The organism is Polyangium mundeleinium (genome assembly GCF_028369105.1).
Taxonomy (GTDB): Bacteria; Myxococcota_A; Polyangia; order Polyangiales; family Polyangiaceae; genus Polyangium; species Polyangium mundeleinium.
On record NZ_JAQNDO010000001.1, the window covers coordinates 9,164,063 to 9,189,074 of the forward strand.

16 protein-coding genes and 1 tRNA gene are annotated in these 25,012 nt (G+C 70.0%); 8 read left to right on the forward strand and 9 right to left on the reverse strand.

The window, feature by feature from the left end; translation table 11 throughout:
• Nucleotides 1–2: 2 nt before the first annotated feature.
• Entirely contained in the window at nucleotides 3–3,413 is a 3,411-nt protein-coding gene (locus POL67_RS36345; protein WP_271925224.1) for a squalene/oxidosqualene cyclase, read from the forward strand.
• 356 nt (nucleotides 3,414–3,769) lie between these two features.
• On the opposite strand, the gene POL67_RS36350 is transcribed toward POL67_RS36345, so the two are convergent.
• Entirely contained in the window at nucleotides 3,770–4,303 is a 534-nt protein-coding gene (locus tag POL67_RS36350) for a tellurite resistance TerB family protein (protein ID WP_271925225.1), read from the reverse strand.
• Nucleotides 4,304–4,399: 96 nt separating this feature from the next.
• Between POL67_RS36350 and POL67_RS36355 the strand changes: the two genes are divergently transcribed.
• The gene (locus POL67_RS36355) at nucleotides 4,400–6,202 is read left to right on the forward strand and encodes a hypothetical protein (RefSeq protein WP_271925226.1); all 1,803 of its coding nucleotides are present in this window, start codon (nucleotides 4,400–4,402) and stop codon (nucleotides 6,200–6,202) included.
• Here POL67_RS36355 and POL67_RS36360 read toward each other — a convergent pair.
• Both POL67_RS36360 and selB read right to left on the reverse strand, forming a co-directional pair.
• Nucleotides 6,156–6,596, reverse strand: a complete 441-nt coding sequence (locus POL67_RS36360; protein ID WP_271925227.1) for an arsenate reductase ArsC — start codon at nucleotides 6,594–6,596, stop codon at nucleotides 6,156–6,158. The genes POL67_RS36355 and POL67_RS36360 overlap by 47 nt on opposite strands.
• Entirely contained in the window at nucleotides 6,593–8,542 is a 1,950-nt protein-coding gene (gene selB, locus POL67_RS53860; protein ID WP_271925228.1) for a selenocysteine-specific translation elongation factor, read from the reverse strand. The genes POL67_RS36360 and selB overlap by 4 nt, the downstream gene beginning before the upstream one ends.
• 47 nt (nucleotides 8,543–8,589) lie before the next feature.
• On the opposite strand from selB, the gene POL67_RS36370 reads away from it, so the two are divergent.
• Nucleotides 8,590–8,684 (forward strand) — tRNA-Sec (locus POL67_RS36370).
• Nucleotides 8,685–8,697: 13 nt separating this feature from the next.
• On the opposite strand, the gene POL67_RS36375 is transcribed toward POL67_RS36370, so the two are convergent.
• Together POL67_RS36375 and POL67_RS36380 are read right to left on the reverse strand one after the other, a co-directional pair.
• Complete coding sequence (locus tag POL67_RS36375) at nucleotides 8,698–10,080, reverse strand: FHA and sigma-54 interaction domain-containing protein (protein ID WP_271925229.1); 1,383 nt, start codon at nucleotides 10,078–10,080, stop codon at nucleotides 8,698–8,700.
• Nucleotides 10,081–10,096: 16 nt separating this feature from the next.
• Entirely contained in the window at nucleotides 10,097–11,194 is a 1,098-nt protein-coding gene (locus tag POL67_RS36380; protein ID WP_271925230.1) for a serine/threonine-protein kinase, read from the reverse strand.
• A 154-nt stretch (nucleotides 11,195–11,348) separates the two neighbouring features.
• On the opposite strand from POL67_RS36380, the gene POL67_RS36385 reads away from it, so the two are divergent.
• The 3 genes from POL67_RS36385 to POL67_RS36395 are packed head-to-tail and all read left to right on the forward strand — an operon-like array spanning nucleotide 11,349 to nucleotide 15,466.
• On the forward strand, nucleotides 11,349–11,738 hold the full coding sequence (locus POL67_RS36385) for a CesT family type III secretion system chaperone (protein ID WP_136928400.1): 390 nt from the start codon (nucleotides 11,349–11,351) through the stop codon (nucleotides 11,736–11,738).
• Nucleotides 11,739–11,790: 52 nt separating this feature from the next.
• A complete protein-coding gene (locus POL67_RS36390; RefSeq protein WP_271925231.1) occupies nucleotides 11,791–12,618 on the forward strand; it encodes a PspA/IM30 family protein in 828 nt (275 codons plus the stop codon).
• Nucleotides 12,619–12,634: 16 nt separating this feature from the next.
• Nucleotides 12,635–15,466 carry a cation-translocating P-type ATPase gene (locus tag POL67_RS36395; protein WP_271925232.1) on the forward strand — a complete coding sequence of 944 codons (2,832 nt, stop codon included), beginning with the start codon at nucleotides 12,635–12,637 and terminating at the stop codon, nucleotides 15,464–15,466.
• Between the two features lies 1 nt (nucleotide 15,467).
• Here POL67_RS36395 and POL67_RS36400 read toward each other — a convergent pair whose 3' ends face one another.
• Together POL67_RS36400 and POL67_RS36405 are read right to left on the reverse strand one after the other, a co-directional pair.
• On the reverse strand, nucleotides 15,468–16,352 hold the full coding sequence (locus tag POL67_RS36400; RefSeq protein ID WP_271925233.1) for an Rpn family recombination-promoting nuclease/putative transposase: 885 nt from the start codon (nucleotides 16,350–16,352) through the stop codon (nucleotides 15,468–15,470).
• A gap of 72 nt (nucleotides 16,353–16,424) precedes the next feature.
• Nucleotides 16,425–17,168 (reverse strand): SDR family oxidoreductase, encoded by a 744-nt coding sequence (locus POL67_RS36405; RefSeq protein WP_271925234.1) that lies wholly within the window; start codon nucleotides 17,166–17,168, stop codon nucleotides 16,425–16,427.
• A 93-nt stretch (nucleotides 17,169–17,261) separates the two neighbouring features.
• Here POL67_RS36405 and sigJ point away from each other — a divergent pair, with 93 nt between their 5' ends.
• Both sigJ and POL67_RS36415 read left to right on the forward strand, forming a co-directional pair.
• The gene (sigJ, locus tag POL67_RS36410) at nucleotides 17,262–18,152 is read left to right on the forward strand and encodes an RNA polymerase sigma factor SigJ (protein WP_271925235.1); all 891 of its coding nucleotides are present in this window, start codon (nucleotides 17,262–17,264) and stop codon (nucleotides 18,150–18,152) included.
• A gap of 463 nt (nucleotides 18,153–18,615) precedes the next feature.
• Entirely contained in the window at nucleotides 18,616–20,544 is a 1,929-nt protein-coding gene (locus POL67_RS36415) for a DOMON domain-containing protein (protein ID WP_271925236.1), read from the forward strand.
• A 173-nt stretch (nucleotides 20,545–20,717) separates the two neighbouring features.
• Here POL67_RS36415 and POL67_RS36420 read toward each other — a convergent pair whose 3' ends face one another.
• Both POL67_RS36420 and POL67_RS36425 read right to left on the reverse strand, forming a co-directional pair.
• Nucleotides 20,718–22,163 (reverse strand): MATE family efflux transporter, encoded by a 1,446-nt coding sequence (locus tag POL67_RS36420; protein ID WP_271925237.1) that lies wholly within the window; start codon nucleotides 22,161–22,163, stop codon nucleotides 20,718–20,720.
• A gap of 71 nt (nucleotides 22,164–22,234) precedes the next feature.
• Nucleotides 22,235–24,958 carry a serine/threonine-protein kinase gene (locus tag POL67_RS36425; protein ID WP_271925239.1) on the reverse strand — a complete coding sequence of 908 codons (2,724 nt, stop codon included), beginning with the start codon at nucleotides 24,956–24,958 and terminating at the stop codon, nucleotides 22,235–22,237.
• Nucleotides 24,959–25,012: the final 54 nt, after the last annotated feature.

A 25,012-nucleotide genomic window follows, 5' to 3' on the forward strand; every position in this document is an offset into this window, starting at 1 on the left:
GCATGAATGGGAAGGCAGAGAGGATCGACTACGACATCGCCGTGATCGGCGCAGGTCCGGTCGGATGCGTGTCGGCGCTCGCGTTCGCCAAGCGAGGCGCGAGGGTGCTCTTGCTGGAGTCGAACCCGCGCGCGGTCGAGCGGCTCGCCGGCGAGTGGCTGCATCCGCCCGCCGTGGACATCCTCCGCGGGCTCGGTGTGGATCTGGCGGCCGGCGCGACGCACGAGACGGGGCGCGGATTCGTCCTGTACCCCGACGACGGCACGAACCCGATCGCGCTCCCGTATCGCGCCGGCAACGTCGGCCACGCAATCGAGCACGTCCGGCTCGTCGAGCGGCTGCGCGAGCGCGTGATGGGCGAAGCGCTCATCGATTACCAGCCCGGATCCCGCGCGACGAGCATCGTCGATCAAACGCTCTCGTACCAGCAAAAGGGCTTCGGGGAGCGCATGGTGCGCGCCGGGCTCGTCGTGGGCGCGAGCGGCCGGAGCGGCGTGGCGCACGCGGCGCTCTCGATCGATCGGAGCGCGGCGACGTATTCGCGCATGGCGGGGCTCTTGCTCGAAGGCGTGCGCATGCCGCTCGAAGGGCACGGCCACGTGTTCCTCGGCGGCCCTGGGCCGGCGCTCGCGTATCGGCTCGACGATCGGCACGTGCGGCTTTGCCTCGACGTGCCTCTCTCGATGCGCGTGCAGCGCAGCAAGGCCGCGACGCTCTGGGACGCGTTCTCGCCCGTCCTGCCCGAGGCGCTGCGGGGCGCGCTCCGCAAGGCGCTCGAGAGCGGCGAAATCGCATGGGCGACGAACCAGATCCGCCCGCGCGTCGATTACGGCCGCGAGGGGCTCGCGCTCGTCGGCGACGCGGTGGGCCACCACCACCCGCTCACGGCGCTCGGCATGACGCTCGGCTTCCAGGACGCGATCGCGCTCTCCGAGGCGAAAAACTTCCGCGCCTACAGCCGCGGGCGCACGATCCAGAGCCGCGCGCCGGAGATGCTCGCGGTCGCGCTCTACGAGGTCTTCGCCGACACGTCGGACGAGACGGCGGCGATCCGCAGCGGGATCTACGACCTCTGGCGCGAGCAACCCGCGGAGCGGATGCGCACGATGGGCTTCCTCTCGTGCGAGGATACGAACCCGCTGCATTTCGGCGGATCGTTCCTGAAAGCGCTGCTCCGCGCGTCGAGCGCGATCGTGCGCGACGGCGTGGTGCGGCGGGATCCGCGGCACGCGGCCGAGGTCGCGAGTGAGCTCGGCATGCGCATCCGCTGGCTCATGCGGGCGACACTGCACCTCACGCCGGCCGAGCCCACGCAGAATTTTCCTCGCTCGGCCGAGGATCGATATGGCGCAGCGCTGAAGGCGGCGGCCGGGCGCGCGGAGGTGCTGGAGCACCCGGCGGCCGAACGCGCGACGCGGCTCGGCAAGGCGCGGCTCGAGCCGCGGACGGCGCTCGCGCGGGGCGTGCGCGCGCTCGTGGCCGAGCAGGCCGAAGACGGGTCGTGGGAGGGCGAGGTCATCTGGAACCCGATGCTCGCGGCCCAGTACGTCATGGCGTGCCACGTGATGGGCTTGCCGATCGATCCGGTGCGTCGGGAGCGGCTCTTGCTCCAGTTCGCGCGGACGCGTTTGCCGGATGGAACGTGGGGCATGCACGAGCTCTCGCAGCCCTACCTGTTCGTCACGACGCTCGTGTACGTGGCAGCGCGCCTGCTCGGCGTGCCTGCGGAGGATCCGCTCGTCGCCAAGGGTCTCGCGTTCCTCCGAAAGGAGGGCGGCGCGGCGGCGATCCCGAGCTGGGGCAAACTCTGGCTTGCGCTCTGTGGCCTGTATGGCTGGGAGGGCGTGCCGAAGGTATTGCCCGAGGCGTGGCTCCTCCCGCGATCGTGGGCGCTGCACCCGTCGAAGTATTATTGCCACACGCGGTACATCTACCTCGGCATGTCGCTGCTCGTGTCCGCGCGGCGGAGCGCGCCCGAGACGGCGATCACGCAGGCGCTGCGGAACGAGCTTTATCCGGGCGGGTTTGGCGCGGTCGATTTCGCGGCGGCGCGGCGGCAGCGGCGCGCGGCGGAGCTGCAAACGCCGCCGAGCCTGGCGCTCGAATTCGCTTACCAGGCGTTCGAGGTCGTCGATCGGGTGCGGACGCCGAAATCACGGGCAGGTCTGCTTTCGGCGCTCCGGGAAGAGGTGCGTTACGATCTGCGCGCGAGCGGGCACACCGCTTTGTCGCCGGTGAGCGGGCTGCTCGGGATCCTGGCGCTGTGGATGAACGATCCGAAGGACCCGGACGCGCTGCTCGCGCTGGATCGGTTCGAGGGCTGGATCTGGGAAGACGACACGGACGGCGTGCGGATCGCCGGGGCGCGCAGCGCGTCGTGGGATACGTCCTTCGCAGCGCAGGCGCTCGTGGCCGCATCGAAGCACGTGGACGTCGCCGAGCCGCTCACGCGCGCGGATCGATTCCTGGAGGACCAGCAGATCCGCGAGGCCATCGGAGACGCGGCGGCGCACGATAGGCTCGATCCGCGCGGCGGATATTGCTTCGCCGGGGTCTGGCACGGCTGGCCGGTGAGCGATTGCACGGCCGAGGCAATGCTCGCGCGGCTGGAATCACCGCATGCGCGCGCCTCGGCCGAGGACATGGCAGCAGCGGCGCGGTTCGTGCTCCGGTGCCAGAATCCAGACGGCTCGTTCGGCAGCTACGAGGCGCGACGCACGCGCGTGCCCCTCGAATGGCTGAACCCCGCGGAGATGTTCGGCGATTCGATGAGCGAAGCAGCGTACGTCGAATGCACGGCCTCGTGCATCGCAGCGCTCGCGGCGTTCCAGACGCATCACCCGGAGATCCTGCGGAGCGAGGTCGACACCGCCATCCGCCGCGCCGCAGCGAGCCTGCGTGCGCTCCAGCACGCGGACGGGTCGTTCCCGGCAGCCTGGGGCGTATGCTTCATCTATGGCACGATGTTCGGCGTACGGGGCCTGCTCGCCGCGGGCGCCCCGCCGCACGACCACGCCATTCGCAAAGCATGCGCGTGGCTCAAGGCACGGCAACGCCCGGACGGCGGCTGGGGCGAGCATCACGAGAGCGCCATCGGCGGGCAATACCGCGAAAACGATCGGAGCCAGGTCATCCAGACAGCCTGGGCCATCACAGCGCTGCTCGAAGCCAAAGATCCGGACTGGGACGCCATCGATCGCGGCGCGCGCTTCCTCGCCGCCGCCCAACGCGACGACGGCACCTGGCCCGCAGAAGAGCCGGCCGGTCTCTTCTTCCGCACAGCGCTCTTGCATTACACGCTGTACCGAAGTTACTTCCCGGTCGCCTCCCTCGGCCTCTACGAAACCCGCAGAGTCGAGCGCGAAGCCTGGGGACGCGAGCGCACAGCCGCATTCGAGCCAGCGTTCGGTTGACGACCCCGGTCTCCGCGGAGGCCGTCGCGCCGGGGCGCTGCCCCGGACCCCGCGGGGGCTGTTCGCCCCTCGACCCGAACCAGGGCCAGCCCTGGACCTTTTGGGGAAGAACTGCGCAATGCGCAGTTCTTCCCACAGGCCGGTGGCAAGACCACGAAGGTCGTCGCACGCAGCGGCACGTTGCCGGTTGCACCGTCAGCGCTGCGGTCTTGGTCGGCAGTCTTGACCTGGCTGTTCGATGAACTGCGCACCGCGCAGTTCATCGACCCCGCGTCCAGCGCTTGCGCTGGTCCGGGTCCAGGGGTGGACAACCCCTGGTCGGGGCCCGGGGTGAAACCCCGGCGCGGCGCGGCGCCTCAGCCGTGGGCCTTGCTCATGATCTTGTGCAGTTCGTCGATCGAGAAGCCGAATGCGCGGGCGAGGGACTGGAGGGCGAGGCCTTCCTTCTGACCGACGCCGCCGTCGAGCCATGCGACGGCGGAGGCGACGAGCAAGGTTGCGCGGCGGAGCTCCGGATCGGGCAGGATTTCTGCGATGGCGCGGGCGCGGGCGTCGATGCCTTCGGAGGCGCGGCTTTGGGCTTCGTCGGCCATCGCGGCGAGCTGGTGCGAGGCGAACTTGTCCTCCGTCAGGGCGCCGACGCGCTCGACCAGCCGCTCGGATTCGCTGCTCGTGTAGCGCCCGTCTGCGGATGCGACCAGGTACGCGGCTTCGACGAGTGCGCCGATCTGGGCGCCCACGTGGGCCTCCTCGGCGGCGTGTTGGGCCTCGGCCTCGGCCTTCGCGGCGGCCTCGCGCTCGAGCATTTCCTTGTATGCGTTCGCTTGCGCGAGGGCCTCTTGCACTGCTGCGACATTCCCCAGGCCCTGCAGCCGCTTCACTTCCGCCATGACGACCACCCTTTCTTTCTGGCAGGGACCTTCGCATGCCGGCGGCGGCATTGTCCACGCCCTTCCGGCGCGGGGGCGATACGATACCTGGCCCCCATGTCCAAGGCGTACCGCTCGAAGGCCTCCGCTTGGCTCGCCGCGCTCCTGCCTCTCGCGGCCTGTGATCTCGGCACCGCTGCGCCGGAGCCCGTCGCTCGAACGGCCGCGGCGCTCGTCGTGACCGAGGCGATCGAGCTCGTGGCACCTGATGGCGATCCGAGCGACTTCTGCGGCTACTCCGTGGCGCTCTCGGGGGACACTGCGATCCTCGGCGCGCCCGACGAGGACACGAAAGGCACGGACGCGGGTGCGGCGTATGTGTTCGTTCGGACGAACGGGGCTTGGGCGTTCGAGCAGAAGCTCGTGGCGAGTGATGGGGGGCCGGGGAAATGGTTCGGGCACGCGGTGGATGTCGACGGGGACGTGGCCGTCGTTGGTTCGCCGAGGAGTGATGGCGTGACGCTCGCGTCGGGCGCCGTCTACGTGTTCGTCCGGACGAATGGGGTGTGGACGCAGCAGCAAAAGGTGTTCGGGAGCGACGGGAAGCCGGGCGACAAGATGGGCCAGGCGGTCGCTGTCGCGGGCGGGACGATCGTCGCGGGGGCGCCTTCCGAGGACACGAAAGGCGCGGAGGCCGGCGCGGCGTACGTTTTCGGTGAGAATGCGGGCGTGTTCGCGCAGCAAAAGAAGCTCCTCGCGGCGGACGGGCAGGCGGGGGATCGATTGGGCGCGTCGGTCGGTTTTTCCGGGCAGACCGTGATCGCGGGCGCGCCGGGGGATGACGACGCGGGGGCGGACGCGGGCGCGGCGTATGTGTTCGTGGGCGCGGGGCCGGTGTGGAGCCAGCAAAAGAAGCTCGTCGCGGCGGACGGACAGACGGGGGATACGTTCGGTGCGGCGGTGGCGATCGAAGGGGACACGGCGATCGTCGGCGCGCCGCTCGCGAATGCTGCTGGGACCGACGCGGGGGCGGGGTATGTGTTCGCGCGCGCTGGGCTCGTGTGGGCGGAGGCGGGCAAGCTCGTGCCGGTGGGGCTCGGATCGGACGATCGGCTGGGGACCAGCGTGGCGCTCACGAAAGGCCGGGTGATCCTCGGCGCGTTGCTCGACGATACGAAAGGCTCGAATGCGGGCGCGGCCTACGTGTTCACGGAGAGCGGGCCCGGCTGGTCCGAGGATCTCCTGCTCGTGGCGGGCGACGGGACCGCGGGCGACGCCTTTGGATTCTCGGTGGCGATGGACGGGGAGACGGCGATCGTCGGCGCCTATCTGGAGGACGATGCCGGGACGAATGCCGGGTCGGCGTACGTGTTCGTCCTGAAAAGCGAAAATGGGGATCCCTGCGCGACGGCCGCGTCGTGCGCGAGTGGGTTCTGCGTGGATGGCGTATGCTGCGACAGCGCGTGTGATCTCGGCGTATGCGACGCCTGCGCGATGGCCGCGGGCGCCAGCATGGACGGGGCGTGCACGCTGCTCACGGGGACCGCGTGTGACGACGGGGACGCCTGCACGGTCAGCGATACCTGCGCGGAAGGCGTATGCACGAGCGGAGCGCCCAAGGATTGCGACGCGGGGACGTGCATGGACGGCCAATGCATGACGGAAGCAGACGCGGGCCCGGACGCGGATGCCGAGGCGGATGCGGGCCCGGACGCAGCGGTGGACGCGGAAATGGATGCTGGCGCGGATGCCGAGGCGGACGCGGAGGAAGGTGTTCGCCTTTCCGGCGGCGCTTGCCACACGAGCCGCGGCACCGGCGATCGCGCCGGCTGGTTTTTCCTGCCGCTCTTCGCCGCCACGCTCCGGCGGCGCGTCAGGTCCGATCGAGGATCGCCGCGAGGGATTCGAACTGCTCCTTGATCGCGTCCCGCGCGCGGCGGAAACGAGCGAGCATCTGCTCGCGCCCGAAGCTCGGATCGTCGCTCGCGGGATCCTCGATGGGCACGTAATAGTGCTGCTTGTCGCTCAGGCTCACGGGACAAACCTCCTCGTCGCAGAGGCGGATCACCGTGTCCACCGAGTCGGGGTCGATCGTGCCCACGTATTTCGACGTTTGTCCGGTAAGGTCGATGCCGATCTCCCGGCACACCTCGATCGCCCACGGGTTCACGTGCGAAGGCTCGCTGCCCGCGCTCTGGACGCGGATGTCGCCGCCGAGAATGGTCCGCCCGAGCCCCTCGGCCATCTGGCTGCGCGCGGAGTTTCGTACGCACAAGAAAACGATGGACCGCATCTTCGGACGTTGGAACGTCATTTCCCCCTCACCCGGCTGTCATCGGCCTCGCGCCGCGTGACGCCCTCTCGGTCGAACAATTCGAGCAGCGGAATCGCCTGCCGCCGCCCGAGGCCCGATAGATCCTTGAAATCGGCGATCGACATGCGGCCGTGCTTTTCGAGGTGCGCCTTCACCTTGGCCCGGAGCGCGTCGATGTCGGCCCGGTAAAACCAGAGTTCGCCAGCGTGCGTCGCGTGGCCCTCGCGCACGAGCTTCGCCAGGATCGCCTTCACTTCCTTGGGCGAAGCGCCCGAGGCCTCCTTGACGCCGAACTCGGTGATCCCCTTGAGCTGCGCCTTCTCCAGCGCCGTGAGCGCCGCGCCGACCGCGCCGACCGCGCCCGAGGCCGACGCGGCCGTGATCTGCGGGGCGCGCACGACGTCGCCCTCGACGACGATGGGCTCGCCGGCGACGCTGCCGCTCTTCGAAGCCGCGAGCTTGATGATCTCGTCGGCCGCCTCGGCCCCGGTCCGCGCGGCGAGGCGCGCGCGCAAGGTTTCGAGGACCATGCCACGATCGAGCGGGTTCTTCTTTTGATGCGCGGCGACGAGCCCACGCGCCTCCACGGCGAGCTCGACGAGCGCAGCCCGAGGCACCCAGCCGAGGCGTTTGATGCGCGCGAGCTCACCCTTGTCGCCGAGCTTGTCGGCCGCGCGTTCGAGCTCGGCCGCGGGCAAGGAGAACCGCGAGGGCAAGACGTCGCGCGGGAGCGGGCGCGGCGAGGATTCGAGGGCGAGCGCGCGCATGACCGCCTGGGAGTCGCGCGAGACGAAGAGCGCTTCGAGGACGGCGAGGCGCGCGGCGCGGCCGCGTTTGCGTAGGCTCTGCGGCGGGCGCGCGTCGAGGACCTCACCGCCGCCAAGGACGGCGCCCGCGGGGCCGTCGACGTCCGAGCCGCGGAGGACGAGCCGATCCCCGCCGACGACGGCGAGCGCGTCGGCGATGCGCAGCCGGGCGAGGCGGCGGCCGTCTTCGAGGGGCTCGCCGAGCAGGTCGAGCTTGCCCGCGGAGCGCGCGGTGCCGATGTACACGGAGACGCTCATGCCGCTGCGCACGGGGGCCGTGGCGCGGAGCGAGACATCGATGCGGCGCGTGGGGACGACGCTGGGATCGTCGGTGACGAGGTCGCCGCGGTGCACGGATTCGAGCGGCACCCCCGCGAGGTTCAAGGCGAGGCGGGTCGGCGCCTCGGCGAGGTCGACGGCGCGATCGTGGATGTGCAGGCCGCGCGCGCTCGTCTTGTGGACCTCGCCCTCGGCGCTGCGCTCGCCGGCGCGGCCGGTGCCGACGACGAAAAGAGGCGCGCCGAGCGGGATCTTTCCCTCGACGAGCGTGCCCGTGACGACGGTGCCCGCGCCCCGCACGGAGAAGACGCGGTCGACGCCGAGGCGCGCGCGCGGCGCGGCGGCGGGCGGCGGGAGCGCGATCAAGGCGCGCCGGACGGCGTCACGGACCGCATCGAGGCCCTCGCCCGTGCGCGCGGAGCAGAGCACGACCTCGGCCTGCATGCGGCCGGCGACGAGCTCCACGGCCTCGTCGCCGGCGAGGCCCGCGAGTTCCTCGCCCACGCGATCCGTCTTCGTCACGACCACGACGGCGCGACGAATCCCGAGCAGCTCGCAAGCGGCGACGTGCTCGCGGGTCTGCGGCATGACGCCCTCGTCCGCAGCGACGACGAGCATCACGACCTCCATGCCGATCGCGCCGGCGATCATGGTGTGCACGAGGCGACGATGGCCCGGCACGTCGATGATGCTGACCTCGATGCCGTCGCCCAGGTTCCAGGGCGCGAAACCGAGCTCAATCGTGATGCCGCGGCGTTTTTCCTCGGGCAGACGATCGGTGTCGATGCCCGTCAGGGCGCGGACCAGGGTGGTCTTGCCGTGATCGACGTGACCCGCAGTGCCGAGGACGAAGCGGCGCACGGGCGCGAGGGTAGCCCTGCGCGGAGAAACCCGCTAGAAGGGCGGGTGGAAGCGCGCGGTCGGCTGGTGCCACCCCCGGTCTTCAAAATCGGTGCGGGGCAGTTCCGCTGTCCTGGGCAGGTTCGATTCCTGTGCGCTTCCGTCGCCTTCGACGCTCAAGCGTCGCCGCCCTCGGTCTTGCCGTGGATGCCGTGCCGCTTGAGGTACGTGCGGACGTGGGCGCGCTCCATGCCGGCGCGGCGCGCGATCTCCGAGATGTTGCCCTTCGCCTCGTCGAAGAGCCCCGCGAAGTACTCGCGCTCGAACCGCGCGAGCACGTCGTGCTTGGCCTCCTGGAACGCCTTGCCCTTGAACGACGCGCCCGCGCCCGTCGAGACCGGGCCGCCCGCGCTGCTCGAAGGCGGCGGGCCCGCGACGTGCGGCTCGTGGATCTCCGTCAGCGCCCCGAGGTGCGCCGCCACGTCGAGCTCCTCGCCCTCGCCCGCCAGCGCATACGCCACCGCGACCGCGTTCTTCAGCTCGCGCACGTTGCCCGGCCAGTCGTGCCGCATCAGCCGCTCGAGCGTCGAGTTCGAGACACGATCGAACGCGCCCTCGTCGCCGCCGAGATCCCGCAGCATGCGGCGCACGAGCACCGGGATGTCTTCGAGCCGCTGCCGCAGCGCGGGCAGCTCCACACGCACCTGCGCCACGCGGAAGTAAAGGTCGCTGCGGAACGCGCCGGTATTCACGGCCCGCACGAGATCCCGCCGTGTCGCTGCGAGCACGCGCACGTCGACCTCGCGGTACGAGGAGCCGCCGACGCTCTTGATGCGCCGCTCCGCCAGCGCGCGGAGCAGCTTCGGCTGCACCTCGATCGGCAGCTCGCCGAGCTCGTCGAGGAAGATCGTCCCCCCCTCGGCCTCCACGAACGGCGAGAGGCGCTTGTCGACCGCGCCCGTGAACGCGCCCCGCTCGTGGCCGAAGAGCGTCGCCTCCGCGAGGCTCGACGGGATCGAGCCGCAGTCGACCACGACGAACGGCTTTTTCGCGCGCGCGCTCGCCTGGTGGATCGCCTGCGCCACGACCTCCTTGCCCGTGCCCGTCTCGCCCGTGATCAGCACCGTGAGATCCGTCGGCGCGACCTTGGAGAGCTTTTCGAAGATGCCGCGCATCCCGGCGCTCTGCGCGACGAGCGGGCCAAAGGCCGGGAGCGAGGGCACCGTGATCCGCTCGGGCCGCGCCGGCTCGAAGGTGAGCTCGGTCTCGCCGAGCCGGAGCTTGCACGCCGCGAGCAGAAAGACCTCGCCCACGCGCACGCCGCCCGCGAACGTGCCATTGCGGCTGCCGAGATCCCGCACGCGCACGCCCTGCTCGGTGGCCACGAGCTCGGCGTGCACCGCGCTGATCTTCGCGTCGTCGAGCACGATGCTGCACTGGGCGTTGCGGCCCACGATCACCGGCTCCGTGCCCACTTCCACCCAGCCCGCCTTGCCGACCTTGATGCGGCCTCCGCGGACTTCGACCTTGTTTCGTGAAAGGACGGTCGCGTCGTTCACGGCGTCACCCGATTCGTCACCTGCCGGTCCTGCGTCCTCGCCCCGGCTCCATGGAGACGTCGAGCGCTTGCCCGATCAACGGCGTATCCACCGTCTCCGTGGGCGGATGGTCGATCCACGTGGGCTGATCGTCCTGGCTCACCCCCGCGTCTGCCTCGTCCGCGACCGTCGGTGGATCGGGCGGCGCGACGTTCAGCGTCGAGGGCGCCGGCGCCCGCACCGGCGGCGGCGGCTGGATCACGCGCCCGCCCGGCGCGAGCGTGCGCCAGCCGTCGAGCGCCTCGCGCGCCGTGGCGAACCGGTTCTCGCGCTTGCGCTCGAGCGCGCGCTCGAGGAACCGCTCGATCCCCGCGGGCCAGCGGTCGCCCGTCGCCTCGGCCAGGCTCGGCGCTTGCCGTTCGAGCTTCATCGCCACGAGCAGCGCCGCCGTCGTCCCCTCGAAGGGCAGCCGCCCCGAGAGCGAGCGAAACGCGACCGCGCCGACCGCATAGATGTCGGCCCGCTCGTCCGCCCGCGCGGCGCCGCGCACCTGCTCGGGCGCCATGTACGCGAACGAGCCGAGCGTCGCGTCGAAGGCCGTCAGCGTCGGCTCGTGTTGCTCGCCGTCGCCGCGCTTGAGCTTCGAGATCCCGAAGTCCAGGATCTTCGCGCGCTCGGGCCGCTCGGGGGACGCCGTGCGCTCGATGAAGATGTTTCCGGGCTTCAGATCCCGATGGATCACGTCCGCCGCGTGGGCGGCGCAGAGCCCGCAGAGCACGTCCTCGATGATCGGGAAGACCTCGGCGAACGGCAGGTATTGCTCGCGCTTCAGCCGGTCGGCCAGGCTCTCGCCGTCGAGCTTCTCGAAGACCAGCAAGTGCGCCCCGTCGGGGGTCAGGCCCACGTCGAGCAGGCTGCAAACGTAGGGGCTCTGGATGGCCGAGGCGATCTTGGCTTCGCGCTGGAAGCGCTGCACGAGATCGGGCTTCACGGCGGCGCGGGCGAGCAGCACCTTGATGGCCACGTCACGCCCGGTCGTATCGCTCCGGGCAGCCCACACCTCCCCCATACCGCCGCGGCCGAGGAGGCGGGTCACTCGGTAGCCCGCGAGGATGTCGCCAGGGTGGATCGCCACGGACCAGGTATCAACGACCGTACCAGCGATGGCCCGGGCAGTGGAAGGAAGAAACGCGGCGTGTGTGCCTCGGGGAACGATGCCCGCGCGGGCGCGGAAAAGTGTTCGGATCCCCTCGACCCTGCCTTGCACTGCCAGTACGCTCCGGCCGGCCATGCCGCGAACCGCCGAGGACGTAGAGAGCTTCCTCCTGCAACTGAGCCGCCACTTCGAGATCGACGGCGGCACTTACCTCGTCTCCGCAGGCGCGGAGATGCCGCCGATCGCGATCCGCGTGGCGCCGCCGATCCTCGCCGTGCGCGTGGCGATCGGCCCGCTGCCGAAGGATCCCGAGCACCAGAACAAGCTGTTTCGCCGGTTGCTCGAGTACAACGCGACGGACCTGATGCACGCCGCCTACGGCATCGACGATCACACCGTCGTGCTGTCGGCCGCGTTGCCCCTCGACAACCTCGACCTCAACGAGCTCGAGGCCACGCTGAGCGACCTCGATCTCGCGTTGGCGCGACACGTGCCGACGCTCCACGATCTCGCCACCACCTAGGTCACGTAGCCGTAGCTCGGGAGACCAGTTCTCGGACGAGAGGCCAATCGAGATGGGAATTTTCGCGCGACTCGCCACGCTCATCAAGTCGAACCTGAACGACCTCATCAGCCGCTCGGAGGACCCCGAGAAGATGCTGAACCAGGTCGTCATCGACATGTCCAACCAGCTCATCGAGGCGAAGAAGCAGGTGGCCGTCTCGATCGCCGACGAGAAGCGTCTCGCCAAGCAGGCCGAGCAGGAGGCCGCGAACGCCGCCGAGTGGGAGCGGCGCGCGATGCTCGCGATCAAGGCCGGCGACGACAACCTCGCGAAGGAAGCGCTGGCCCGCAAGAAGGAGCACGACCAGCTCGCCGCGTCCTACAAGGACCAGTGGCAGAAGCAGAAGCAAGCCGTCGAGCAGCTCAAAACCGCGCTCCGGCTGCTCAACAACAAGATCGAAGAGGCCAAGCGCAAGAAGAACGTGCTCATCGCGCGCAAGAAGCGCGCAGAGGCGCAGAAGGCCATCCAGGAGACGCTCTCCGGCCTGAACAACGCCTCCGCTTTCGAGACGTTCGATCGCATGTCGGCCAAGATCGACCAGATCGAGGCCGAGGCCGAGGCCGCGGGCGAGATCCAGGAGCAGTACTCGGGCGACACGCTCGCGCACCGCTTCGGTCAGCTCGAAGCCACGCAAGGCGCCGAGGACGACCTCATGGCGCTGAAGCGCAAGATGGGCGTCGTGCCGCCCGAGCCGCCGAAGGAGGCTGCCCCCGCGCAGGTGCGCGTCGCGGGCCCGGCCCCTGCCCCGCCGACGCAGGCCGAGCAAGACGAGCTCGCCGCCGCGCTCGCCGAGCTCGAAGCCGAAGAGCAACGCGAGCAAGCCCGCATGAAGCGCTAGTCGAGTAGTACCTGCCATGAGTGAAGCTGGGACGACGGGCACGGGATCCGTCCGCCCCTCCGAGCAGCGCGCGCCTGCAAGCAAGGCGCAGCCGCCAGCCCTCGGAGGGAAGGACGGGCCCGTTTACGCAGAGGACATCGACGCCCTCCTGGGTCGACTCGACGCGAGTTCGAGCGGCGGGCTCGACGAAGCCGAGGCCGAGGCGCGGCTCGCGAAGTACGGCAAGAACAGGCTCCCGGATCCGCCGCAGAAGAGCGCGCTCCGGAGGCTGCTCGAGCAGTTCGCGAACCCGCTCGTGCTCACGCTGCTCGCGGCGGCCGCGATCGCGGTCGTCGTTGGCTTCACGGATCACGAGGGCGGCATTTTGCATCGCTTCGGCGACGCGATTGCGATCCTCCTGATCGTCATCCTCAACGCGTTCCTCGGCTACTACCAGGAGCGCCGCGCCGAGGCCGCGCTCGACGCGCTGCAGAAGCTCAGCGCGCCCTCCGCGCGCGTGCGTCGCGGCGGCAAGGTGAAGGTCATCGCGGCCGAGGAGGTGGTCCCGGGCGATCTCCTGGAGCTCGAAGCGGGCGACGCGATTGCGGCCGACGCGCGGCTCGTGCAGACGATCGACCTCGCGACCGAAGAAGCGGCGCTGACGGGCGAGAGCACCGCCTCGATGAAGGACGCGCTCGCGCCGGTCGCGGCGGACGCGCCGCTCGGCGACCGCGTGAACATGGTCTTCACGGGGACGACGGTCGTGCGCGGCAAGGCGCGCGCCGTCATCACCACGACGGGCAGCGGCACCGAGCTCGGCAAGATCGGCGAGATGATCCGGTCCGTCGGCGAGACGAAAACGCCGCTCGAAGAGCGCCTGGAGTCGTTCGGTACGACGATCCTGCGCGCCTGCCTCGTGCTCTCGGCGGTGCTCCTCGGCTGGGGCTTTTTGCGCGGCGGAAGGCCGTGGCACGAGCTCTTGCTCGAAGCCGTGAGCCTCGCGGTCGCCGCGATCCCCGAGGGTCTGCCGGCGATCACCACGATCACGCTCGCGCTCGGCATGCAGCGCATGGCGAAGCGCGGGGCCATCGTGCGCAAGCTGCCGGCGGTCGAGACGCTCGGCGCGGCGACGGTCATCGCCTCGGACAAGACCGGCACGCTCACGCAGAACGAGATGACCGTGCGGTTCGTCTACGCCGGCGGCACGCGCTACCAGGTCACGGGCGAGGGGTACGATCCGCACGGCGCCTTCCGGCACGAGGGCGAGATCGACCTCGACCTCGACAAGCTCCCCGCGCCGCTCACGTACACGCTCGCCACGGCCGCGCTCTGCAACAACGCGCACCTCGAGCAGGACAAGGAGACGAAGAAGTGGCGCATCGTCGGGGATCCGACGGAAGGCGCGCTGCTCGCGCTCGCGGCCAAGGGCAACCTCGCCCGCGAGTCCGTCGCCCCCTCGCACCAGTTCGTCCACGAGTTGCCCTTCGACAGCGACCGCAAGCGCATGACCGTGATCACGCGCGACAAGAACGGCCGCGAGATCGCGCACGTGAAGGGCAGCGTCGACGTGCTCCTCCCGCTCTGCGTGAAGTACGCGAGCGACGACGGCGTGCGTGGCCTGACCGAAGAGGATCGACGCACGATCACCCACGTCGCCGAGGAGATGAGCGGGCAGGCGCTCCGCGTGCTCGCGATCTGCCGCCGCGTGCGCAAGGACGGCGTGGCGGACGGCGACGTCGAGCGAGAGCTCACGTTCCTCGGCCTCGTGGGCATGATGGATCCGCCGCGCGCGGGCGTGAAGGAAGCCGTCGCGACCTGCAAGCGCGCCGGCATCCGCGCGGTGATGATCACCGGCGATCACAAGCTCACGGCGACCGCGATTGCCAAGGAGATCGGCCTCTGGGACGAGGGTGACGAGGCGATCACGGGCTCCGAGCTCGCGAAGATGACGGACGAGGAGCTGACGAAGCGCGTGGAGCACCTGCGCGTCTTCGCGCGGACCACGGCCGAGCAGAAGCTCCGCATCGTGCGGGCCTTCAAGGCGAAGGGGCACGTCGTGGCGATGACGGGCGACGGCGTGAACGACGCGCCGGCGCTGCGCGAGTCGCACATCGGCGTGGCGATGGGCCTCGGCGGCACGGACGTCGCGCGGCAGGCCGCCGACCTCGTGCTCGCGGACGACAACTTCGCCACGATCGTCGAGGCGGTACGCGAAGGCCGCGCGATCTACCGCAACATCCAGAAGTTCATCTTCTTCTTGCTCTCGTCGAACATGGGCCTGCTCGTGGCCGTGTTCGTGGTGTCGTTCTTCGGCAAGTGGCCGCCGCTGACGCCGCTCATGATCCTGTGGATCAACCTCGTCACGAACGGCCTGCCGGCCCTGGCGCTGGGCATCGATCCGCCGGATCCGCACCTCATGCGCGAGCCGCCGCGCGACACGAGCGAGGGCCTGCTGAACCGCCGCGACTACCTCGGGATCCTCTACGTCGGCGGGATCATGGGCGCCGCCGCGGTCGCGCTCTACGTGCTCTCGCCGCAGGACGAGCAGGGGCTCCTCCAGACGCGGGCCCTCGCCTTCTCGCTGCTCGCGCTCTCGCCGCTCTTCCACGCGTGGAGCTGCCGGAGCCCGGTCCTCTCGGCCTTCTCCTCGAAGCCGCTCGTGAGCCTCCCGCTCCTGCTCGCGTGCGCCGCGAGCGCGGCGATCCACCTCGTCGCGATCCTGGTGCCGAGCCTGCGCCCGGTGTTCCGGACCTACGCGATGTCGCCGAACGAGTGGATGATCCTGCTCGTCCTGTCGGCGCTGGTGGTGCCGGCCGTGGAGATCGCCAAGGTCATCGACCGGGCGATCCGCAAGCAGACCGCCCGCTGATTCAAGGAAAGCGACGCTCGCGCCGCAGGTGCGCGAGCAACGCTTCGAGCCCGGCTGCGTCGAGCGCGGCGAGCCGGGCTCGGCGCTCGTCGTCCATTTCGATGCCGAGCACGTCGCACGTGGCCATGATGCCCTGACGAATCCCCTCTTCAAGCCCCTCTCTGCGCGCCAGCGTGAGCGCGCCGCGCTCGTTCTGGATCGCCATGCCCGAGGCGATGTACGCGTCCCACTCCTCGCGCGTGAAGCTCGCCGTACGCGCGGCCTCCAGCGCCGCGACGAGCGGCGGGTGCTGGAGCGAGGGCGGGATCATCGTCAGGTTGCGCGCCTCGCGGAAGAAGTACGCCCACTTCTCGACGAGCGACTCGGGCTCGCGCGACGTGTCGTACTTGGGCAGTTCCAGGAAGACGAACTGGAGCTCGGGCAGCCCACGCACGCCGCTCGTCTGCTCCTGCATACGCCACCGGCTGAGCATCGGGACCGACGCGCCGTCCTGGCGCGGCCACAGCTCGAAGTCGCAGATGCTGATGCCGATGACGTCGTCGAGCTCGGGGTAGTCGTCCCCCACTTCGAGCTGGTTCGTGTAGGCCTTCGCGACGTTGTAAACGACGCGCTTCTCGAAGGCTTCGACGTTGAGCACCTGCATCTCGACGACGTAGGTCGTCCCGCGCGCATCGACACACTTCACGTCGACGATCGAGTACTTGAGCTCGCTCACCTTGGGACGATGCTCGGCCGGCAAGAACGAGACGTCCGTGATGCGGTGGGCATGATCAAGGCCGAGCACGTCGTTCAGGAAGCCGATCAGAGCGGACTTGTGCTCCTCGGAGCCGAAGATCCGCTGGAAGACGAAGTCGGTCTTGGGATCCGCGAACACGGGGCGGCTCATGGGGATCTTCTAGCGCGAGGCGAGGACCTTGGTGGGTTTTCAGGAGTATGCGGCCTTGGCCCTGCCGTCCCCTCACCCCCGCGCAAGCCACGTATCAAAGCGAAGGCCACCAAGCCGCGCCCCCGGACCGGGCGTCAGCGAACGATCGTCCAGCTCTGCACCGAAGTACCCAGCTGCGGCGTCCGTCACGACCTTGCGCGGGTCCTTCTTCGCCGCGAGCCAAAGGCGGCCGATCTCGTCGCAGCCCACCGCCTCCGGGCCGGCGATCTCGACCATCCCATTCTTCGGTGCCTCTTCCACGACGGCCGCCAGTGCGGCCGCCACATCATCGGCCGCGATCGGCTGGAGCAGAGCCGGCGTCAGCATGACCGCATCGCCCTTCGTCCCAGCGTCGACGATCGCGGGCACGAACTCGAAGAACTGGGTCGCGCGCACGATCGTGTACGGCACGCCGGCCGCGCGGATCGCCTCCTCCTGCGCCACCTTCGCGAGCATGTACCCGCTCGTCGGCAGGCGGTCGGCGCCCACGACGGAGAGCGCGACGTGATGGCGAACGCCCGCGGCAACCTCGGCGGGCAGGCACACGCTGGCCGCCTGCTGGAAGAAGCTCATCACGGCTTCGGCCTCGAACGAGGGCGAGTTCACGACGTCGACGACGACCTCGGCGCCGCGCAGGGCCTCCGCGACGCCGGCGCCGCTCAGGATGTCGACGCCCGTCGACGGCGACGCGGGTGTAACCTCGTGCCCCTTCGCGCGAAGGATCCCGCAAAGCTTCTTCCCGATAAGCCCGCTCCCCCCGAACACGACGACCTTCATGACGACCCTCCTGGTTCCTGCATCCCGATCGGATGCTCCGTTGCGGGGAGGACCGGACAGCCCGTCGCCCTGTGACAGGTCAACGCAAAAAAAGTGACAGCGCCCCGGATCCCCGAACCTCCGCAGCCTGCCGCCGACCCGTTCGTCGCGTTGCGGCCGCGGCTCCTCGGCATTGCGTATCGGATCCTCGGCAGCCGGGCCGAGGCAGAGGACGTCGTGCAAGACACCTGGGTCCGCTGGCAGGCGACCGACCGGGCGACCGTGCAGGAGCCGACGGGATTCTTGGTGACGGCCACCACGCGCCTGGCGATCAACGTGGCCCAGTCTGCCCGTGTGCGCCGCGAGGTGTACGTCGGGCCCTGGCTCCCCGAGCCGATCGACACGAGCCCGAGCGCGGAGCTCGGCGCCGAGACGCAGGAAGGCCTCGCCTTGGCCGTCCTCGTGCTCCTCGAAAAGCTCTCGCCCACGGAGCGCGCGGCGTACGTGCTCCGCGAGGTGTTCGATTACCCGCACGAGGCGATCGCCGGGATCCTCCAGCTCAGCGAGGCGAACGTTCGCCAGCTCGTCACCCGCGCGCGCAAGCACCTCGCGGGCGAGCGTCGGGCCTCGGTGGGCGTCGAGCAGCAGCGGCGCCTCCTCGAGAACTTCCTCACCGCCGCGCAGACGGGAGACCTCTCCGCGCTCGAGCGCCTCTTCGTGGCCGACGTCGCGTCGTACACGGACAGCAACGGACAGGCGCGGATGGCCGCCCGCGCCCCGGTGCACGGCCGCGAGCGCGTCGTGAAGCTCATCGCCGGCGGCGCGGCCCGCTTCTGGTCGGGCACCACCCTCACGTGGCTGGAGACGAACGGTCAGCCGTCCGTCCTCCTCCGCCGGGACGGCGTCCCGTTCGCGCTCGCGTCCATCGACGCGTCCGCCGAGGGCATCGAACGCCTCTACTGGATGATGAACCCCGAGAAGCTCGTGGCCTTCGGGACGCCGTGAGGAATCCGCCCTTTTCGCCTCGGAGCCGGCGCCGACCACGCCCGCACGCTCTCTCGTGCGTCTCCAAAGCTTCAAACCCCCTCGGTCCACGCTGACGCGAGGGTCTCCAAACGTTCAAACACCCTCGCGTCACGGTGACGCGCGCGTCTCGAAACGTTCAAACACCCTCGCGTCACGCTGACGTGGGGGTCTCCAAGCCTTCGAACACCCTCGCGTCACGGTGACGCGCGCGTCTCGAAACGTTCAAACACCCTCGCGTCACGAGGACGCGCGCGTCTCGAAACGTTCAAACACCCTCGCGTCACGATGACCTGCGCCGGTCGGAACGTTCCGACCCCCTGGGCACACGATTGACCGCCTCCCCGGGGGGACATCGGCCGGGTATCTTCGCGGGAACAACCGGCTTCGCGGGGCCTCACACCCCGGTGAACAAAGGTCCCCTGCCCCCGTCCATACCCTGCTCATGACGCCCCACCGCGCTCGCCTTGGCTCCGCCCTCACCGCCCTCGCCGTCCTCGCGGGGGCCCTCTTCGCCACCTCGCCCGCGGCCGCCGATGGGTCGGCCGTGCGCGCCTCGCTCGTCGAGACCAAGTCCATCAAGCTCGACGGCGTCCCCAAGGAGTGGCCCTCCCTGATGGCGCTCTCGTACGCCACGAAGGGCCAGCCGTCGAAGACGGACCTCGAAGCCAAGGCCGCCCTCTCCTACGACGGCACCACCCTCTTCGTCGCCGTCGACGTCACCGACGACGCCCTGCGCGGCGGCGGCGGCGACCACGTCGCCCTCACGCTCGGCTTCCCGGGCGGCGTCGTCCACGAGGTGCTCCTCTACCCCGGCGACCCCGGAAAATCCCCCGGCGCGGCCAAGACCAAGGACGGCAAGGCCATCACGGGCGCAAAGGTCATCGAGGCCCCGCGCAGCGGCGGCTGGACGCTCGAAGCGACGATCCCCTGGACCGCCTTCCCCCCCGCCGCGACGACCCGCGTCGGCCTGCGCGGCGCAATCCACGTGCACGACGCCGACGCAGGCAATGCCATCGAGTCGTCGGTCGGCACCGCACCCTCGACGAAGTACGAGTCGCTGCCGCCGGTGTCGATCGAGAGCGAGCAAGCGCTCGCCGAGGGGCTGCTGAAGGAGAAAAACGTCCGCGGCGCGCCCAAGTTCAATCTGATCGCAGACGTCGCGGGCGACACGCTGAAGGAGCGCGTGCTCGTGTGGGATCGGTACCTCGTGGTCCTCGGGCCGACGTTCCGCAAAGGCACCGAGTATTACTGGAACGATCTCAGCGTCGACGTCTCCGCAGGCATGTTGCCCTCGTTCGAGGCGCGCGATCTGACGGGCGACGGGCAAGCGGAGATCCTCCTGCGCAAGCGTCTCGGGACGCCGAAGAAGTACCGCGAGTACCTGCAGGTCTTGCAGTTCGGCAAGTCGGACGTGCCCACGACGCTCTTCCAGCACGAGATCGCGGTCGTGACGGAGAAGGGCGCCGTGGAGAACGAGGTCCGCTTCGACAACGACGGCGCGAAGGTCGCGATCACGATCCTGCCCGGCAAGGCGAAGGAGTTCCACGCGGGCACCTACAACGAGCCGCGCGAGAACACGATGGATCCCGTGCTCCTGCCCTGGGAGACGATCGCCTCCCAAACGTACAAGTGGAACGGGAAGGCCTTCACGAAGGCCGGCGAGACGACACAAGCCGCGACGCCTGCGCCGGTCTCCGCGTCCAAGCCGTCCGGCGAGACGGTGAAGCCCGAGGCGCCCAAGGGTCCAAGCGCCGGCGAGCTGCTGGAGCAGGTCTACGCGCTCTACAAGAAGGAGCGGAGCGTGACAGGCAAGGCGCGCTTCAACGTGTCCGCAGATGTTTCAGGCGACAAACAAGCCGAGACGATCCTGCTGCACGATCGGGACCTCGTGATCTTCGGCAAGGGCTTCAAAGGAGGAACGGGCTACTCGTTCCTCGCGCTCTCGCAGTTCACGAAGGGCACGGACATCACCGAGATCAGCGCGATGGATCTGACGGGCGACGGCAAGGCCGAGATCATCGTGCAAGGCACGCTGCACGCAAATGCCTCCCCCGAGGCAGGCGGCGGCACCGTCGATCGCGACGTGCTGCTCGTCTACAAGATCGAAGGCGAAGGCCTGAAGCGCGTGTTCGCCGCCGAAATCGGCCGCGCCATCGGCAAGAAAAAGGTGAGCGGCGCCCACCGCTTCGTAAAAGCCGGCAAAGGCGTGGAGATCGAGCTCGCCTCCGGCAAAGCCACCGAGTGGACCGCCGCAACCTACCCCTTCACGCAAGACACAACCGCCAACAGTGGCATCGAGCCACTGCTCCTCCCCTGGAGCAACCTCAGCCCGGTGCGATACCGCTGGACCGGCTCCGCGTTCGGCCGCTGAGCTGAGCGCTGCCGTCTTGGTGGGCAGGGTCGTGGCTGGTCTTGACCTGGCCTGTTCGATGAACTGCGCATCGCGCAGTTCATCGACCCTGGGTCCAGCCCCTGGCTGGTCCGGGTCCAGGGGCGGATAGCCCCTGGTCGGGCCCGGGGTGAAACCCCGGCGAAACGCCCCTCTTACAGAGCGATCTTCTTCCAGTCACCGCTTCGGAATTTGAAGACCATCACGCCTGCGAGGAGCAGGGCGTAGACCACGCCGGCGGTCCAGATTCCCATCAGGCCGAAGTCGAGCGTGATGCCGAGCAGCCAGGCGAGGGGGACGAGACAGAGGAAGTGGAGCACGAGCTCCACGAGCATCACGAATCGTGTGTTGCCTGCGCCGAAGAGGGCTTGCGTCAGGATCATTCCGATCGCGATGATCGGCGTGCAGATGCCCATGAGCCGCATCGGCCCGAGGGCGACGTCGCGCACCACGTCGCTGTGCGAGACGAAGGCCAGGATTTGCGGGGCGAAGACCGCCTCGCAGAGACCCACCACGCCAAAGATCAGGAGACCGAGACGCACCGACGTCCAGCCGAACGTCTCGGCTTTGTCGCCGTTGCGCTCGCCGAGTGACTGCGCGACGAGCGTCGCCGTGGACGTGCCGAAGGCGAGACAGGCGGTGAATGTCAGCTTGAGGACGCCGACGATCACCGTTGTTGCGGCTCCGTTGACTGGCTCGGCTTTGCCGCCGGGGCACATCGCCGAGACCACGCCCATCGGGTGCACCTCGTCGAGCTTGCCTGCGATCATCGCGAAGAGCGCGAAGCCCGTCATGACGGCGATGGTGGCCACGCCGCTCGGGATCGACAGCTTCAGGATCGACCAGGTGAGACCGCGGTCGAGGTTCTGAAAGCGGAACGGGGCGTAGAGCTTCCGGAACTGCGGCAGCAGCGCGTAGCCGACCATGATCGCCAGGCCTACGTACGTGGAGACGAACCCTGCGATGCCTGCGCCGGCGATGCCCATCTTCTGGATGCCGAGCGTGGTGTTGCCGAAGATGAGCAGGAAGCAGAGCACGATGTTCAGCGCGTTCATCACGACGGCTGAAACGAGGTGGATGTGCGTCTTGCCGATGCCGTCGAAGAAGGCCTTGAAGGCGAACGTCGTCGCCATCGAGGTCACGCCGAGCAGACGCCAGCGCAGGTACTCGTCTGCGGCCGTGCGAGCGCCCTCGACCTTGATGATCGCGCCGAGGATGTGCGGCGTCGCGAGGTAGCCGATCGCGGAGAAGAGGACGCCTGCGACGAGCGCGAAGAGCGCCGCGTTGAACAGGACGGCGCCTGCGTCCTCGTGGTTCTTTTCGGCGAAACGGCGGCCGACGAAGGCCTGCGTCCCGACCGAGATGGAGGACAACGAGCCGCCGAAGAGCCAGAGGACGATCAGCGAGGGCAGGAGTGCGGCTTGCGCGTTCGACGACTCCGGACAGGGCAGCCGGGCGAAGAAGACGATGTCGATCTCGTTGACGACGCTCTGTGTGAGCATCGCGCCGACCGTGGGGAGGGCCAGCTTGAGAATGGCCCGGTGCGGTGGGCCGGAGGTGACCACGTTTTCGCCCACGGCGGGCGGAGCAATCTGGGCCATCGAGTGTGCGCGGTATACAACGTGGCGGCGCTCGATCGAGCAAAATGAGCGGAGCCGGGGGAGCCGGGCGGCTACTTCGTCTTGTTCGCCGGCTTCGAGCCCTGTCCGCCTTCTCCCGCCTTGGACGCCATGCGGGTCTTCTTTTTGCGCCTCAAACGAGCTTGCTCGTCTTTGTCCTTGGAGCCTGGCTCGGCGTGGGAAGGCTCGGTCGGCTCGGCGTGCGCGACGTCGTCGGCGTGGACGACCTTGTTCGCCCCGGCAGAGGCCTTGTCGCCCGAGGCAGGCGTGACGCTCGGCTTGTCCGTCTGGGCGACCGCCGCGACCATCTGGCTGCTCGCCGCGGCCTCCTTCTTGGAGGCGCGGTTCGACGGGCGAGGACGGGCCCGCGCGGGCGGCGGCGGCTCCGGGTCGGCCGAGATCGGCACCTCGGCGAGCTGAAGCGGCTCGGGCGCGGCGGCGGGCTCGGGTGCGGCCGCAGGGTCGGGAGCGGCGGCGGGCGCGGCGGCGGAAGCGGGGGCGGAAGCGGGATCGGCCGCGGGCGCGGCAGCGACGGCGGGCGCGGGATCAGCCGCAGGTGCAGCCGCGGGCGCGGGTTCGGCCACGATGGCAGGCGCGGCCGCGGGCGCGGACTTCCAGGCGACGGGGATCATCGCGCCGATGTCCCTCGCCTTGCCGGCGAGCAGCACGGTCGCGAACGCCATCGCGGCGGCGAGGGCGGCAAACCCCGCGGTCCTGCGGCGCCGGCGCGCGCGCACCGGGGCCCCGAGGGCCAGCATCGCGGCTTCGCGCATCTCCGCGGCGCTCTGGAAACGCAGGCCGGGGTGGCGCGAGAGGGCGCGCATGACGAGCTCGTCGACGGCCTCGGGCAGGCGCTTGCCTGCCGCGCGATCCCGCAGGCGCTCGGGGCTGCCCTTCATCTTCGCGTCGACGATCACGGCGGCGCTCGCGCCCGCGAAGGGGAGCGCGCCGGTGAGCATCTCGTAGAGCACGCAGCCGAGCGCGTAGAGGTCGGCGCGGCCGTCGACGCGGCCGCCGGCGGCCTGCTCGGGCGCCATGTACTCGGGCGTGCCGAAGAGCGTGAAGCCGGCCGCGACCGCGTTGTCGCCGCCCGGCGCGCCGAGGACGGCCTCGCCGATGTCGTCGGGCGTATGCGCGAGGCCGAAGTCGAGGACCTTCACGGTCCCGTTCTGGGTCAAGAAGACGTTCGCGGGTTTGACGTCGCGATGAACGATGCCCGCGGCGTGCGCGACCTCGAGCGCGCCGAGCGCGCGGATCACGATGCGGAGTGCGCGTTGCCAGTCGACCTCGCGATCACGAGCGATCAGCGCTTCGAGTGTCTCGCCTTCGAGCAGCTCCATGACGCAGAAGAGGCGACCGTCGGCGGCGCGGCCGAAGTCGTGGAGGTCGACGAGGCCTTCGTGCGAGAGGCGCGACATGGCGCGGGCTTCGCGGCGGAAGCGCGCGGCGAACTCGGGCGAGGCGCCGTGCTCGGGGGCGAGGATCTTCACGGCGACGCGGCGGCCGAGATCGACGTGCTCGGCCTCGTGCACGACGCTCGTCGCGCCGCCGCCGATCTCACGCACGAGGCGGAGGCGCGTGCCAGGCAAGAGGCCCTCTTCCTCGGCGGGGAGGGCCTGCGGCGCCGCGGGGCGGGCCTTCTCCTCGAGGGCGGCCTCGAACGTGGATCGCGCGGCGGTGACGAGGCGCGCGAACTCGCGGCGGCTCTTCGCGGGCTCGCTCGGGAAGAGCGAGTGCATGAGGTACTGCGTCCGCGCGCGCACGCCGCGCTCGCCGCCGGGCAAGGGAGGCGCCGCGCCGAGGAGCTTGGCGAGGTCGCGCGCGGCGACACGCGCGAGGCCGTACCGCACCTCGCGATCAAAGGCCGTGAGCTTCGCGAGGAGCGTGTCGAGCTCGGGCGGCGCGCCGATCTGCGCGGCGATGGGCGGGAGGTTCTGCGCGTTCCGCGCGACGGCCGCCATGTGCACGGCCGCGTCGCCCTGCAAGAAGCGACGGCCCGCGCAGAGCTCCCAGAGCATCACGCCGAGCGCATAGACGTCGACGCGCGCGTCGCCGGTGTCGCCGTTCGCGACCTCGGGCGCGACGTAGCCGGGTTTGGCGAAGACGACGCCGCTCACGGTGCGGCAGCGGCGGTTCATGCCGCGCGCGGTGCCGAAGTCGATGATCTTCACGTCGCCCGCGTAGCTGACCATCACGTTCTGCGGGGAGAGGTCGCGGTGCACGATCGCGAGCGCGCGGCCCGAAGGATCCTTGCGCTCGTGCACGTGCGCGAGGGCCTCGGCGATCATCGTGGCGACCGCGACGGCCTCGGCCCATCCGACGCGATACCCGAGCGCATGCGCGCGTCCACGCACGTCGCCGAGGCTCTTGCCCTCGACGTGCTCGACGACCGCGTACGGCTCGCCGGTCTCGTCGTCGAGCGAGGCCTCGAGGACCTGCGCGACGCCGGAGTGCTGGAGCTGCGCCTGGACGCGGGCCTCGTCGAGGAAGCGCGCGATGAAGCTCGGATCACTCGCGTGATCGCGGCGAATGACCTTCACGACGACGGGGCGCTCGGCGCCCTCGATGCCCATGGTCGACGCGAGGTAGACCTCGCCCATGCCGCCGCGCGCGATGCGACGGAGCAAGAGATATCGGCCGAGGACCCGCGGGAGCTCCTCGCCGGGCCCCGCGCCGGCGCGCTCGTCGTCGTGCCCAGCAGCGAGCTCCGAAGCACGCGTCGCCTGCGCCGCGCCGTCCGCGCCGGCGCGATCCATGTCGAGGGGGGCAGTCGCCATGCCCACACGCTAGGAATGTAAGACAAGGTGGGCCAATAATTCGGCATCTGGAGG